Source organism: Halobaculum sp. MBLA0147 (assembly GCF_041361345.1).
Classification (GTDB): Archaea; Halobacteriota; Halobacteria; order Halobacteriales; family Haloferacaceae; genus JAHENP01.
On record NZ_JBGKAD010000001.1, the window covers coordinates 1401461 to 1415772 of the forward strand.

Sequence of the window (14312 nt, forward strand, 5' to 3'; positions counted from 1 at the left end):
GCTTCCGAACACTCCGGAGAGCCGCCAACGCGCCGAAAAATTACTCGACTCCGAATTCGTCGGTCGAGGCGTGTCCGCAGCCGTCGACGCCCCGAACACGTGTCGGTGGCCGCCCGCCTCAGGCCTCGATGATCTCGTCGTCGGCCTCGTCGGGGACGCGGATCTGGCCCTCGAAACTCGTGACGGCGGTGCCGCCGACGGTCGGCGCGTCGCTCCCGCTGGCGCGCACGTGGACACGACCCGGTCTGTCGAGGTAGTGGCCCTGTTCGAACACCATCTCCTCGGGGGTGCCGACCGTCGTCGACACGTCCGTGGCGGTCGAGGACTCGCCGAGGCCCGCGCGGTCGCCGGGCGCGCGGTCGCTCCCGTTCTCGCGGAACGCGCCGAAGTGGTCCAGGTACGCCCCGCACGCGCCCGAGGCGGTGCCGGTGACGGGGTCCTCGGGGACCCCCGCGCCGGGGACGAGACACCGCCCGTGGAGGGTCGACTCGGCCGACAGCGTGTCGAAGGTGAACGCGTACACCCCGGCGGCGTCGTGCGCCTCGGCGAGTCGTTCGACGGCGGGGAAGTCCGGGTCGAGTCCCCCGAGCGCGTCGAGGAAGTCGACGGGGACGACGAGGAACGGTAGCCCCGTGGAGGCGTACGCGACCGGGAGGGCGTCGCCGACACCCGTCAACGCGGCCGTCTCGCAGCCGAGTGCCGCCGCGATCACGTCGTAGTCGGCGTCGACCTCGTACACCGTCGGCGGGTTCTGTGTCATCCACACCGTGCCGTCCTCGTGCACCTCGATGGAGAGCGTGCCGACGTTCGTCGCCAGCGTGTGTGTGCCGGGGTCGAGACGCTCCGTCTCGTGGAGGTACGCGTGGGCCGCCACGGTGGCGTGCCCACACAGGTCGACCTCCGTCGTGGGCGTGAAGTAGCGCACGCGGCGGTCGGCGTCGTCGGCGGGGGTGAGAAACGCCGTCTCGCTGACCGCCAGTTCGCGTGCCACCGCCTGCATCTGTGTCTCCGAGAGGCCGGTCGCGTCCGGGACCACCCCGGCCGCGTTGCCGGCGAGCGGTTCGTCCGTGAAGGCGTCGACCAACGCCGCCTCCCGCGTGTCCGGTGTGTCTGTCACGAGCCGTGTGTGGGGTCGGCGGGGAGATAGTGGTGACGCACGGGACCGGTGTGATCGTTCGACGAGCCACCGATCCGTCTCCCTCAGACCCGTCGCTCTCCCGACGGAGTGTCGGCTCGACCGTCGCGGCCGACTTCGGACGAACCTACAAGTACGATTACGAGCGAGTCTGTCGTATGTCACAGTTCGACGGATCGAAGACGACGGTCGACGACCGCGGGTCGGTGTCGATTCCAGAGCCGGTTCGCGAGGCGGCCGGCATCTCCCCGGGCGACGACGTTCGGTGGACCGTCGGCGAGGACGGAACGGTGACCCTGGAGGTACTCGAGGGGACGTACGGGGCGTTCGACGACGTGGACCCGGTCGAGGGGCCGGATCGGGACCGCGTCGACGCAGTGATCGACACGGACAGGACACCGGAGTTCGAGCAGTGAGACGGGCCGCCGTCGACGCGAACGTGCTCTACGGTGGGCTCGTCCGTCGGGATCAACACCACGACGAGGCGTCCGAACTACTGTCGGCGTTCGACCACGGCGCACTCCCGCGCGGCGTCGTCGTGAGTAGCGTCTTGGAGGAGGCGGTGAACCTCCTCCACGTCGACACGTCTCACCGCACCGCACTCCGTCTCCTCGACGCACTGGGGTCGAGCGACGGGTTCGAGACCACCCACACGACGGGCGAAGACCTCGCCGACGGACGGCGTCGGTTCCGTCGGTACGAACACCTCTCGCTCACCGACGCGGTCGTCACTGCGTGGATGGAACGGAACGACATCGAGTTCCTCTACTCGTTCGACGACGACTTCGACGCGGTGGCGGAGATCACGCGGCTCGACAGTCCACACGACCCGTACTGACTCGGACGCCGCGTGGTCGCCTCACCGATTCAGCGTGTGGATTGCCTGCTCTTCGGCGTTCTCGGCGGCCTCCATCACCGTCTCCGACAACGTCGGGTGGGTGTGGATCGTCGAGCCCAGATCCTCCAGCGTCGCCCCCATCTCGACGGCGAGGGCGATCTCGGCGATCAGCTCGGACGCCTCCGGCCCGACAACCGTGCCGCCGAGCACGAAGCCGCTCTCCGCGTCCGCGACGACCTTCGTGAACCCCTCCGTCTCGTTGGCCGTCAGCGCACGCCCGGAGGCGTTGAACGGCATCTCCCCGACGACCGGATCGAAGCCGGCCTCCTCGGCCTCCTCGGCGGTCATCCCGACCGTCCCGATCTCGGGGTCGGTGAACACCGCCGCGGGGATCGCCTGGTAGTCGAGTGCCGCGGGCTCCCCGGCGGCGACCTCCGCCGCGACGATCCCCTCCTTGCTCGCCTTGTGTGCGAGCATCGGCTCGCCGGCCACGTCGCCGACCGCGAAGATGTGCTCCTGGTCCGTGCGTGCGCGGTCGTCCGTCTCTACGAACCCGTCCTCGTTCGGCTCCAGCCCGGCCTCCGCGAGGTCGAGCGTGTCCGTGACGGGCGAGCGCCCGACGGCGACGAGCACCTGGTCCGTCTCGTACTCGGCGACCTCGCCGTCCTCCGTCTCCGTCTCGACGACGATCCCACCGCCGCGCTCGTACCACTCCGAGGCCCCCTCGCCGAAGGAGAACTCGACGCCGATCGCCTCGGCGCGCTCGCGGATCACCCGGCGCACGTCCGGCTCGTAGGCCGGCAACACGTCGTCGAGCATCTCCACGACCGTCACGTCGGCGCCGAGTTTGGCGAAGGTGGTCGACAGCTCCATGCCGATGTACCCCGCGCCGACGACGACCAACCGGTCCGGGAGCGAGTCGAGCGCGAGTGCGTCACGCGAGGAGAGGACGCGCTCGCCGTCGAACGCGAACCCCGGGACCTGGATCGGTCGCGACCCGGTCGCGACGATGGCGCGTTCGAACTCCAGGGTCTCGGAGCCCTGCCCGTCCCCACCGTGTTCGACGCGGAGCGTGTTCTCGCCGGCGAACTTCGCCGTCCCCTGCATGAGGTTGACGCCGTTGGCCTTACACAGCTTCTCGACGCCGCCGGTGAGTCGGTCGACGACGTCGTTCTTCCACGACTGCATCTGGGCCACGTCGACGGCCGGATCGGCGTGGATCCCCAGCTCCTCGGCGTGTTCGACCTCCCAGGCGAGACTCGCGCCGTGGATGAGCGCCTTCGAGGGGATACACCCGTAGTTCAGACAGGTGCCGCCGTACGCGTCGCGCTCGATCAGCGTCGTGTCGAGTCCGTGCTGTGCCGCCCGGATCGCGGCGACGTACCCGCCCGGTCCGCCACCGATCACGGCCACGTCCGTTCCCGTGGAGATGTCTCCGACGACCATCGTACCCCACGGTTCGGCCGGCGAGGTATAAACTGGCAGGAATTGCTGCCGGCCGAGAACGGTGCCGAGCCGCCGTCGAGCGGGTACTTGACGCCGAGAGTAACTCGGAATCGAGTTGTCGGAGAACGGGTCGCGTCCGGCCGCTGTGTGGTACGCGACGGCTCGCGTTCAGCGCCGTGCGCGATACTCGCCGTACTGGACACCGAGTGCGAGCGTGATCAGTCCGAAGATCACGACCGAGGGGAGCACCATCGTCAACACGGTAGTCGGAGTCATCATCGGTGCGGCCAACAGCCCACCGACGCTCGCGCCGACGATCACGAAGAACACCACCGCCGTCGTCGTCGTGTCGAACTCCATACCTAGGTTTGGACACAGTCGAACATAACGGTCGTGGTCTGGATCGGTCGGCCGGACGACCCACTCCGTCGGAAGTGTCGAGGCTGTCTACCCACTACCGTCGTGCAGTCTCGTCCGATTATCGGACCTGATACAGAGCCACAAATGTTATTGGCAACTGGACCAACCGTTCAGCTATCAGGGGTCCACTAATCATGCTCAAGGACACAGAGGCGGAGCGGGGTCAGGTAGGGATCGGGACGCTCATCGTGTTCATCGCGATGGTGCTGGTGGCGGCGATCGCTGCCGGCGTCCTGATCAACACCGCCGGCTTCCTCCAGTCGAAAGCGCAGGTGACCGGTGAACAGTCGACACGGCAGGTCACGGACCGCCTGCAAGAGGTCGTCACCACCGGAAAGGTCGACTCGAACGACGAGATCGACGAAGTTGAGGTGACGGTGACACAAGCGCCGGGTGCCGGCGAGATCGATCTCACGAACCTCTCCGTGACATGGATCGGCGAGGACGACGCGTACGTCTACGTGTATGGTGACTCTGCCGGGGAGACGAGCGGTATCAACACCGGTGCCGACGAGACGTTCGGTGTCTCTGTGGTGCGTAACGAGGGAGAGACCGAGAGTGGAGTCACGGTATTGAACGACCCTGACGATCGATTCAACCTGTTCTTCGATCTCGACGCAGTCAGCGACGGTGGAGCGAACGAGATCGGGGCGGGTGAGTCGGTGACGTTGAAACTGAACACACAGTCCGGTGCGACGACGACGATTCGCTTCACAGTCCCCGAGGCACTCGGTGGGAAGCAGTCTGTCCTGTTGTGAAGTGTTTCGGGGCGAGTGGTTTGAGACATCTCGCGCCTCGTCGTCGCGGCAATCATCGATTTCCGAATGACCCGAGGTTGTTCGGGCTCGCACTGTAGCAGACGGATTGAATCCCTCCCGACCTTTTGTGTTGGAGGTTCGCTGGAATTCGCATTCGAACACCTCACTGGTGTCTGTGAGAGTCGGCATCTTCACCCCGCCTAACGACACTCGTATCACCGCCAGTGGTAAATTTGTGTCGCACTTCCAAACCTCCGAGCGATCGCTTCACATCGAGGCGTTCGGCGACGCTGTTCTGGCCATTTTCCTGTGTGTAGTCATAGATGCTTCGGTATGGTTTGCCCCGAGGTCGAGTAGTTCAAAACGGGAGGCGCCTCGTCGTCACGAAGGTCTTCGATGTCCAAACGGTCCCGAGAGACTCCGCCCGCTCGGTCTGTAGACGCCGACTCGTCGAATCCCTACTCACGACTCTCGTACACTCCCCACCAGTGACGGTCGGTCTTTCCGACGCCCACCAAGCTCGGAATGCAGACTGTCAAACTACCGGACAGCGGCGATACGCCAGTGTCCGTATGCGGTAGAGAGCCCGAGTATCGAACGAGATAATTAGTACAGTGGATTTTTTATTGGCGTGCCAGAAGAACAGGGTACACCCTGATAGAACGGGGACCACGACACATGTTCAAGGACACAGAAACGGAGCGGGGTCAGGTAGGAATCGGGACGCTCATCGTGTTCATCGCGATGGTGCTGGTGGCGGCGATCGCTGCCGGCGTCCTGATCAACACCGCTGGCTTCCTCCAGTCGAAGGCACAGACCACGGGTGAACAGTCGACGAAACAGGTCTCCGACCGGGTCCAGGAAGTCGTCACGACGGGGACGGTCGCGGACAACAACACGGTCACAGATGTCTCCGTGACGGTGACGCAGGCACCGGGTGCCGGTGAAATCGACCTTGAGAACCTCACGGTCAACTGGGTTGGGGAAGATAATTCCTATGTCTACGTCCAGAATAGTGACGGTGCGAGCGGTGCGGACGACAGCTTCACCGTCGAGGTCGTCCGTAACGAGGGCGACTCCAGTGGAGCGACGGTACTAAACGATCCCGACGACCGTTTCAACCTCGTGTTCAACCTGGAGACCACTTTCGCGGCCAACCCCCTCGGCGAGGGGGAGTCGGTGACGCTGAAGCTGAACACGCAGGCTGGCGGGACGACGACGATCCGGTTCACTGTCCCTGAGTCGCTTGAGGACAAGAGCTCCGTCCTCCTGTAGGACAGCTCTCCTTTTGTTTTCGCCGACACATACGAGCGGTACGAGTCGGGCATCTGTGGTGTGTGGGTCGCAGTCCCGTCCACAACCGGTGGTGTACAGATACGACCAGATCGTCGGACGAAATTAGCACTCAGAGAGTCTCGATCTGCCGCCGGACGGCTGTTGAGCGAAAAGCCTCCCGCACCCGACACACGGCAAGACCGCCGGTCACACGGTCTCCCGTCGACGCCCGACACTGGCGCGCCTCACACGTTTCCCTCGCTTCTCCTCCGTCGGGGCACGCTCTGACGAGGGATCACTCCGCTCGCGAGGTCCCTGCATGTTTCTCGCGCACCACCCACAGCGGTCAGCGTATCCGAACACCGCCCTATGACAACCCCGGACCCATTATCAAGATAAATAACTGGTGGGTGTGGTTTATTACTCGGACATTACTATCTGCCTCCATCCCCACTCGGGGACCACGACACATGTTCAAGGACACAGAAACGGAGCGGGGTCAGGTAGGAATCGGGACGCTCATCGTGTTCATCGCGATGGTGCTGGTGGCGGCGATCGCTGCCGGCGTCCTGATCAACACCGCTGGCTTCCTCCAGTCGAAGGCACAGACCACGGGTGAACAGTCGACGAAACAGGTCTCCGACCGGGTCCAGGAAGTCGTCACGACAGGGAACGTCGCCTCTGGCAGCAATGAAGTCAACGGTGTGAACGTGACGGTGACGCAGGCACCGGGTGCCGGTGAAATCGACCTTGAGAACCTCACCGTCAATTGGGTCGGTGAACAGCAGTCGTACGTGTACGTCTACGAGGGTGCCGACAGTAACTCGATCGGCAGTGGTGCGTCGACGGGTGGCGCGGACGCGCTGTTCGACATCGAAGTGATCCGCAACGAGGGCGACTCCGCCACCGACGCCACGGTGTTGAACGACGCCGACGACCGATTCAACCTCGCGTTCAAATTGAAGCAGGACAACGGCCCGAACTCGATCGCGGAGGGTGAGTCGGTGACGCTGAAGCTGAACACGCAGGCCGGCGGCATCACGACGGTCCGGTTCACCGTCCCCGAGTCGCTCGAAGACAAGAGCTCCGTCCTTTTATAAACGGACGAACCGGTCGACTCCGTTTTTTGAAGACGCGACAAGGCACCTCCAGTTGCGACGCTCTCTCGTCCGACCGCGTTCCGTTTGAAGATGTTCTCTCGCCACGGGATCGGACGACAGGAAGAGACAGTGTGGCTTGGCCGGTAGGCCCCGAGGGATCTGTAATCCGTCGTGTCCATTAGGGGGATACCGCGATAGAGGGACGGGACGAATGTCTCGGGATCTTTCGAGCGACAGTCTCCCTCTCGTGATGACGGGACACCTTCGGTGTCTCGGACCACTCGATACTCGGGAACGCTCTACGGTCGTTCCGCACACTACCGTACCGGCGAGTACGGTTGCGACGGACTACGTTCGTCCGCAACGCTCACCACGTCCGTCCATGACGGTACCCCTCGTCTTGGGACGATAGTGTGCAGGTACGGCCGAGTCGTCGAGGAAGACTACTGCTTGGAAGGCCCCGAGGTGCCGTCAAGCGGTTCCCGGTACCGTGCGGCGATCCCACGCGTGACTCTCACCACACCCGGCACGTAGCGAGACCGCCGGTCTCACCACAGTTGCAGTCGAGGCATGGCACCGTCCACACCTCGCGTGCTTCGCTCGCGCCAACGGAGGAGGAGCAAGCTCTGAGAGATTCCCACTCCGTCGGGGAAGCCTCTAGCGTTTCTTGGGTGCCGTCCGCAGCCGTCGGCTCGTCCGAATACCACCCTTCGGATGTATGGCCGACGGCAAAGTCCAGAGTCCGTCTCGAATGGAACGTCGTCGGTTGTGGCCGCCACGTTCGGTTCCCTCCATCCACTCGTTCACACGTCCCCGATTGACCGTCACGATCCGGTCGTCTTCACCGACGGAGAGAACCGCCTGTGTCCGTGCTGGCTTCGTGTCACTTTCGTCCGCCGGCTCCGAGGCGGGCGAGACGACCGACACCAAGTCGATCGAGTGCCGTCGACCCGCCGTCAGAGGAACGGGAGTACCGGCGTAGAGATCGAGTAGACGAACGGACGACGGCGAACGTCGCTCCGTCGGCGTTGCGAAGAGTGACCGGACGACCCTCAGTCGTCCGTTCGTCTGTGTAGAACCAGGACCACTGTCAGGAGCGCGAGCACGGACACCGGTCCACTGAACCCAGGTGCGAACGTGTTGCTACCGGTCTGTACGGCCGTCCGCGCCGTCACTTCTCGACCGACCGTCGGTGTGACCGCGGTCGGGGTCGCCGTGGACGGTGGTGACATCGTCGGTGCCGGACTGGGAGCCGTCGTCGTGACCGGGGTACTTGAGCGTGTCTGTGTCAGGTCTGGCGTGCTTGTCGGTGTCGGCGAGTCAGTGAGCGTGTCTACCGAACGCGTCTCGTTGGGACCCAGCGACGGGAGCGGTGTCGGCGTGATCCGTGCACGGAGCGTCACCGACCGTTTGGCCCTCGCGCTCCCCACCCTCGGGACGGACAGATTCGTCGGGCGGACGCTCGCCTCGAACTCTCGTGGGAGCTCCTCGTCGACCGCGTCCTGATCGCGGAAGTCGAAGGTAGCCGAGAACGTCCGGTCGTCGTCAACGATCACCGTCTGGCTCTTCGAGAACAGCAGTACGGTTCCCGTCCCCTTCGTGCCGACCTGTAGCTCGGTTCCCGGTGCGAGTGTGGTCGATCCCGACACCCGCTGGTCCGGTCCGGTGATCAGCGTGTCCGTGTCGATCGTCGTCGCGGGCTCGACGAGTTCGACGCCGACGGACCGCTCGACGTCGTCCTTGAGCATCGTCGAGATCGGGTTCTCGACATTGCCTCGCACGGTCAGCGTCGTGTCGTACACGAACCCAGTCGGGGGGTCCGACAGCGCCGTCGTGTTGATCAGGACGTACAACTCTCCGTCGGTCGTGTCGAAGAAGGCCCGCACCCCGTCGGCCGACTCGCCTGTGTCTAGGATTCGCACCGGGTCCCGGTTCGGGAGCGGGTCCCGCTGTACCATCCCAAGTTCGATCGGTGGTGACGGCTCCTGTGCCAGTGGTGCGATCCGCCCGGTGACTTCCCCACCTGTCGGGGCCCGCAACAGCCCTTGGAGCCACGTCGCGTTGGTCAGCCTGAGGACCACGGTGTCACTCGACGCGGTCAGGTTCGTCGGGCTACCGGTCGTCTCGACATCCTCGACGGACCCGAGAGGCGCCTCGCCCGGTGCGGTGAACACGTCTAGCTCGGACGAGTTCGTCGACGGTGACGTGACGGTGAGGAGCGCGGTCGCGTCCGGAACCTCCGCAGCGGCCGGACCCGCCGTCGCCTCGATCCGGTACCGTCCCTCGGCGAACACACGCCCACTCGTCGGGTTACTCGCCGGTCGGACCGTCACGTCCGCAGCCGGAACCTGCCCGTTCTCCGTACTGAACGCGTCGTCACCCTGGTTCGCTCGGTACGTGTTGAAGTACAGGGTCGTCCCACTCGACACCGTCACGTTCGCCTCGTAGCCCGCACGTTCGAGGTCGCCGATCTTGATCGTCACCTCGCTCTCACTCCCCGCGGCGGTGATCGCGACGATCCCGCCACGTTTCACCGTGTACCGAGCCTTCGAGAAACTGGCTCGTGTCGTTCGAGTCGTCGCTCGACCGGCGGTGTCGAGGGCGCCGGCGTCGATCGAGTCGTGGGCGGCCTCGTCGACGGTGGTGTCGGCGCTCTCGTCGACGAGACCGTCGGCTGCGGTGACGGTGGGGACGCTCGTGACCGCCGACGCCTCCGGCGTCGAGCGGTCCGGTGTCGCTGCTCCCGACCCGGTGTCGACTGGTCCCGCTGCCCCGACGGGGGCGACGACGAGGAGGAGACAGACGACGAGCGAGACGGCCGACGGGAGGTGGAGGCGATCACGAGACATGTGTGGGCGTACGCCCGTCGCCGCACGAGTGCCGGCCGGCGACGGGCCCGTGTCGATTCTGTGGTGGGCTGCCGCTCCCGATAAACCTCGTGGTTCCGGTATCAGTCCCGATAACACTGCGAGCCACCGCCGACTGGGGTAGCTTTTTGCACACGGCTGTCCCGAGCGACCGTATGGTGTCGCTCGACGCAGACCGGTCGCGCCTCGCGTGGGGGGTGTTCGGAGCCGTCCTCGCGCTCGCGCTCGCCTTCGTCGTCTACTCGTTCGTCGGAACCGTCGTGTTCGGGATCTTCCTCTACTACGCGACGCGGCCGGTGTACCGCCGGATCAGACGGCGGATCGGCCGTCCGACAGTCGCGGCCGGGGTGTCGCTGCTCGCGCTCACCACCCCGGCGCTGCTCCTCGTCGGGTACGCCCTGGTCGTGGTCGCCACGGAGTTGGACCGACTCGTCGGGCAGTTCGACGCGGTCGACCCGACGCAGATCCCCGGTGTCGACGAGGAGACCCTCGCGCTGTTGTCGGATCCGCAGGCACTGGCGTCACTCGACTGGGCCCAGTACGTCTCGACGGACGCCGTCGCGAGCGTGCTCTCGTCGGCGACCGACGCCGTCGAGACGGTCGCGTTCTTCGGGACGGGGTTGGTTCACCTGTTCGTGATGCTCGCGATCGCGTTCTACCTCCTGCGCGACGGCGACAGACTCAGACGCTGGCTGGCCCGGTACACCGACGACAGAGGCGTGGTTCTCGCGTACGCCGAGCGCGTCGACCGGGACTACCGGAACGTCTTCTTCGGGAACATCCTCAACGCGGCGCTGACGGGGGCGATCGGCGTCCTCGCGTACTCGTTGCTGAACCTGTTCGCGCCGGGAGGTGCGAGTATCCCGGCGGCGGCGCTGGTCGGGTTGCTCGCGGGTGTCGCCAGTCTGATCCCGGTCGTGGGGATGAAACTCGTCTACGTCCCGGTCGCGGCGGGGATGAGCCTCAGAGCCGTCGCCACGGGTGCGACGCCGACGCTGTGGTTCGTCGCGGTCTTCGTCGGCGTCTCGTTCGTGGTCGTGGACACTATCCCGGACCTGGTGTTGCGACCGTACGTCTCCGGCCGGTCACTCCACGTCGGGTCGGTGATGCTCGCGTACACGCTCGGGCCGCTGTTGTTCGGGTGGTACGGGATCTTCCTGCTCCCGATGCTGCTGGTGTTGGCGGTCCAGTTCGTCCGGATCGTCCTCCCGGAGCTGATCGCCGGGCGCGAACTCCAGCCGTACAGTGTCGATCCGGGCTACGTCGACACCGACCCGACACCGGACGGACGGACGGGCGGGGTGTCACCCTCTCTCGGTGAACCGACGGGCGACGCCGAGGGACTCGGCGGCGGGGAAGTGACCGACGGCGGTGATCGCAGGGGCACGGACGAGGGCGGTGACGGCCCCGAGGTCGACGACGACACACTCGACGACGGTGACGACACGGCCGACAGTGGCGACGGTAGCGGTCGATAGAACGACGAGTCGACCGGTTCGATGCGGACGGCGTCCGGCAGTCGACCGGCGAGTGCGACGGGGACCACCGCGTGTTCTCGCCCGACGTGCCAGCGGTACGACGTGCCAGCAGTCCGACGAGTCAGGCAGTGTGACGTGCCAGCAGTCCGACGGCCCACCACGGCGACGATCCGCGACCGACGGCACGAGGCGGACGACGTCCCGAACTCACTCGTCGCTCTCGACGTACTCCCGCTCCCACTCGCGACGGGCGTCCAGTTCGCGTTGCCCACGCCGCGTCAGCGTGTAGAAGTTCGTCCGTCGGTCCCGCTCCCCCTTCTCGACGAGCCCCTTGTCGACGAGCGTGTCGAGATTGGGGTACAGTCGGCCGTGGTGGATCTCCTTCTCGTAGTAGTCCTCCAGCTCCTCTTTGATCGCCAGTCCGTGTGGGTCGTCCAGCCCCGCGATCACGTACAACAGGTCACGCTGGAAGCCTGTCAGGTCGTACATCGGTGATGTCTGTTCTACACTTCGTGTCGAACAGAAATAAGTATACCGACGGTGTCACCGCGAGCGGCCACCACCCGCCCGTCTCTCCGGGTGTCGCGACTCGGCGAACTAGTCATTCGTCTGTGAGGAATTGGCGTGTAGAAATCCCGGCCGGCGACGAGCCCCCGTACCTGACAGACGAGCGAGAGGTGTCTGACGCCGGGGCGTGGCGAGGAGTGGGACCCGACACGTCGTCGGTCGTCGGTCGACGGCAGACGGGGTCGTGTCGACGAGCGGGACGCGGCGGGCCGTGGGTTGCCGCTCGACGGCAGACGGGTCGCGTCGCCCCGCGAGCCCGGACGAGTCGAATCGACTGGATTTAAGCGCGCGGTGACACCACTTCGAGACGCATGCGACTCCACGAGCACCAGGCGAAGGACGTCTTCTCCGAGGCGGGGATCCCGATCCCGGACTCGACGCTCGCGACGACGACCGAGGAGGTCGTCGCCGCCGTCGAGGAGATCGGCTTCCCGGCCGCGGTGAAGGCACAGGTCCACGTCGGCGGGCGGGGGAAGGCCGGCGGGATCGAGATCGTCGAGAGCGTCGACGAGGCACGCGCGGCCGCCGACCGCATCCTCGGGATGGACCTCAAGGGGTACACCGTCGAGAAGGTCCTCGTCGAGGCCGCCGTCGACTTCGTGAACGAACTGTACGTCGGCATCACGATGGACCGCGGCGAGGGGAAGCCGGTCCTGATGGTGTCGACGGAGGGTGGCGTCGACATCGAGCAGGTCGCCGAGGAGACGCCGGAGGCCATCGCGCGGGTCCACGTCGACCCCGTCGCGGGGCTGCGCCCGTTCCAGGCGCGCAAGGCCGTCTACGAGGCGGGTGTCCCGGACGACGTGGCACTCGACGTGGCGAGTATCCTCTCGACACTGTACGAGCTGTTCGACGAGAAGGACGCCTCCGAGATCGAGATCAACCCGGTGATGGTGACGAGCGACCGCGAGGTCGTCGCCGCCGACGCCGTGATGAACGTCGACGACGACGCCCTGTTCCGTCACGAGGACCTCGCGGCGCTCGAAGAGGAGTCGTACACCGACGACCTCGAACGGAAGGCCGGCGAGTACGGCTTCGACTACGTCCGGCTGGACGGGAACGTCGGCATCATCGGCAACGGCGCCGGCCTGGTGATGACGACGCTGGATTTGGTCGACTACTTCGGCGGCTCGCCCGCCAACTTCCTCGACATCGGCGGCGGGGCGAAGGCCGAACGCGTCGCGAACGCACTCGACATGGTGTTCTCCGACGAGAACGTCGACAGTGTCGTGTTCAACATCTTCGGCGGGATCACCCGCGGCGACGAGGTCGCCGAGGGGATCAACGCGGCACTCGAACAGTTCGACGAGATCCCGAAACCGGTCGTCGTCCGACTCGCCGGGACGAACGCCGAGGAGGGGATGGAGATCCTGAACACGGACCTCGTGCAGGTCGAGGGGACTCTCGAAGACGCGGTACAGCGTGCAGTCGAGAACGCACAGGAGGTGGACGCATGAGTGTATTCGTCGACGACGACACCCGCGTGGTGGTCCAGGGGATCACCGGCGGGGAGGGGAAGTTCCACACCGAACAGATGATCGAGTACGGCACGAACGTCGTCGCCGGCGCGGTGCCGGGGCGTGGCGGCCAGGAGGTCCACGGTGTCCCGGTGTACGACACCGTGACCCGTGCGGCCGAGGCGGAGGACGCGGACGCCTCCGTGATCTTCGTCCCGCCGGCGTTCGCCGCCGACGCGATCTTCGAGTCGCTGGACGCGCCGGTGGACGTGGCGGTCGCGATCACCGAGGGCATCCCGACCCAGGACATGGCCGAGGTGAAGGCCGAACTCGCCGACACGGACACGACGCTGATCGGGCCGAACTGTCCGGGGATCATCACGCCGGGTGAGGCGAAGCTGGGGATCCTCCCGGGCAACATCTTCGAGTCCGGCAACGTCGGGCTCGTCTCCCGCTCGGGGACGCTCACCTACCAGGTGGTCTCGAACCTCACCGACCGCGGGCTGGGGCAGTCGACCGCCGTCGGGATCGGTGGCGACCCGATCATCGGCACCTCCTTCGTCGACGCGCTGGCGGCCTTCGAGGCGGACCCCAACACGGACGCCATCGTGATGTGTGGCGAGATCGGCGGCGAGGACGAGGAGCGTGCCGCCGAGTTCATCGCCGAGCACGTCGACACGCCGGTCGCCGGCTTCATCGCCGGGCGAACCGCGCCGCCGGGCAAGCGGATGGGCCACGCCGGCGCCATCGTCTCCGGCTCCGGTACCGGTACCGCACAGTCGAAGATCGACGCGTTGAACGACGCCGGCGTGCCGGTCGGCGACACCCCCGACGAAGTCGCACAACTCGTCGAAGAGTTCTGAGCGGCGGGCGCCAGCGCCCGCGTCTCGTCGGGCGACGGGGTCGCCCGCGAATCGGCTCCCGCCGGTCGTGGCGTCGGTCGTGCCAGCCGTGTCGCCGGTCGCGCCGGA

Annotated in this window: 13 protein-coding genes; 8 read left to right on the forward strand and 5 right to left on the reverse strand. The window is 66.0% G+C overall.

Annotated features, from left to right (window positions below; genetic code table 11):
* Positions 1–118: 118 nt before the first annotated feature.
* Positions 119–1117, reverse strand: coding sequence for a PhzF family phenazine biosynthesis protein (locus RYH80_RS06710; RefSeq protein ID WP_370903078.1), 999 nt, complete (start codon positions 1115–1117; stop codon positions 119–121).
* A 176-nt stretch (positions 1118–1293) separates the two neighbouring features.
* Between RYH80_RS06710 and RYH80_RS06715 the strand changes: the two genes are divergently transcribed.
* Both RYH80_RS06715 and RYH80_RS06720 read left to right on the forward strand, forming a co-directional pair.
* Entirely contained in the window at positions 1294–1551 is a 258-nt protein-coding gene (locus RYH80_RS06715; RefSeq protein ID WP_370903079.1) for an AbrB/MazE/SpoVT family DNA-binding domain-containing protein, read from the forward strand.
* On the forward strand, positions 1548–1973 hold the full coding sequence (locus RYH80_RS06720; protein ID WP_370903080.1) for a type II toxin-antitoxin system VapC family toxin: 426 nt from the start codon (positions 1548–1550) through the stop codon (positions 1971–1973). The genes RYH80_RS06715 and RYH80_RS06720 overlap by 4 nt, the downstream gene beginning before the upstream one ends.
* A gap of 21 nt (positions 1974–1994) precedes the next feature.
* Here RYH80_RS06720 and lpdA read toward each other — a convergent pair whose 3' ends face one another.
* Positions 1995–3419: a dihydrolipoyl dehydrogenase gene (gene lpdA, locus RYH80_RS06725; RefSeq protein ID WP_370903081.1), complete on the reverse strand. Its 1425-nt coding sequence runs from the start codon at positions 3417–3419 to the stop codon at positions 1995–1997.
* Positions 3420–3587: 168 nt separating this feature from the next.
* The gene (locus tag RYH80_RS06730) at positions 3588–3779 is read right to left on the reverse strand and encodes a DUF7333 family protein (protein WP_370903082.1); all 192 of its coding nucleotides are present in this window, start codon (positions 3777–3779) and stop codon (positions 3588–3590) included.
* 194 nt (positions 3780–3973) lie between these two features.
* On the opposite strand from RYH80_RS06730, the gene RYH80_RS06735 reads away from it, so the two are divergent.
* From RYH80_RS06735 to RYH80_RS06745, 3 genes are all read left to right on the forward strand, one after another.
* Complete coding sequence (locus RYH80_RS06735) at positions 3974–4597, forward strand: flagellin (protein ID WP_370903083.1); 624 nt, start codon at positions 3974–3976, stop codon at positions 4595–4597.
* 678 nt (positions 4598–5275) lie between these two features.
* Positions 5276–5872 carry a flagellin gene (locus RYH80_RS06740; RefSeq protein WP_370903085.1) on the forward strand — a complete coding sequence of 199 codons (597 nt, stop codon included), beginning with the start codon at positions 5276–5278 and terminating at the stop codon, positions 5870–5872.
* A 470-nt stretch (positions 5873–6342) separates the two neighbouring features.
* Positions 6343–6972, forward strand: a complete 630-nt coding sequence (locus RYH80_RS06745; RefSeq protein WP_370903086.1) for a flagellin — start codon at positions 6343–6345, stop codon at positions 6970–6972.
* A 1052-nt stretch (positions 6973–8024) separates the two neighbouring features.
* Here RYH80_RS06745 and RYH80_RS06750 read toward each other — a convergent pair.
* Positions 8025–9821, reverse strand: coding sequence for a BGTF surface domain-containing protein (locus RYH80_RS06750; protein WP_370903087.1), 1797 nt, complete (start codon positions 9819–9821; stop codon positions 8025–8027).
* 173 nt (positions 9822–9994) lie between these two features.
* On the opposite strand from RYH80_RS06750, the gene RYH80_RS06755 reads away from it, so the two are divergent.
* Positions 9995–11317, forward strand: a complete 1323-nt coding sequence (locus RYH80_RS06755; protein ID WP_370903088.1) for an AI-2E family transporter — start codon at positions 9995–9997, stop codon at positions 11315–11317.
* Positions 11318–11524: 207 nt separating this feature from the next.
* Here RYH80_RS06755 and RYH80_RS06760 read toward each other — a convergent pair whose 3' ends face one another.
* On the reverse strand, positions 11525–11806 hold the full coding sequence (locus tag RYH80_RS06760; RefSeq protein ID WP_370903089.1) for a PadR family transcriptional regulator: 282 nt from the start codon (positions 11804–11806) through the stop codon (positions 11525–11527).
* Positions 11807–12195: 389 nt separating this feature from the next.
* On the opposite strand from RYH80_RS06760, the gene sucC reads away from it, so the two are divergent.
* Together sucC and sucD are read left to right on the forward strand one after the other, a co-directional pair.
* The gene (sucC, locus tag RYH80_RS06765) at positions 12196–13341 is read left to right on the forward strand and encodes an ADP-forming succinate--CoA ligase subunit beta (protein WP_370903090.1); all 1146 of its coding nucleotides are present in this window, start codon (positions 12196–12198) and stop codon (positions 13339–13341) included.
* Positions 13338–14204 carry a succinate--CoA ligase subunit alpha gene (gene sucD, locus RYH80_RS06770; protein ID WP_370903091.1) on the forward strand — a complete coding sequence of 289 codons (867 nt, stop codon included), beginning with the start codon at positions 13338–13340 and terminating at the stop codon, positions 14202–14204. The genes sucC and sucD overlap by 4 nt, the downstream gene beginning before the upstream one ends.
* Positions 14205–14312 lie beyond the last annotated feature (108 nt).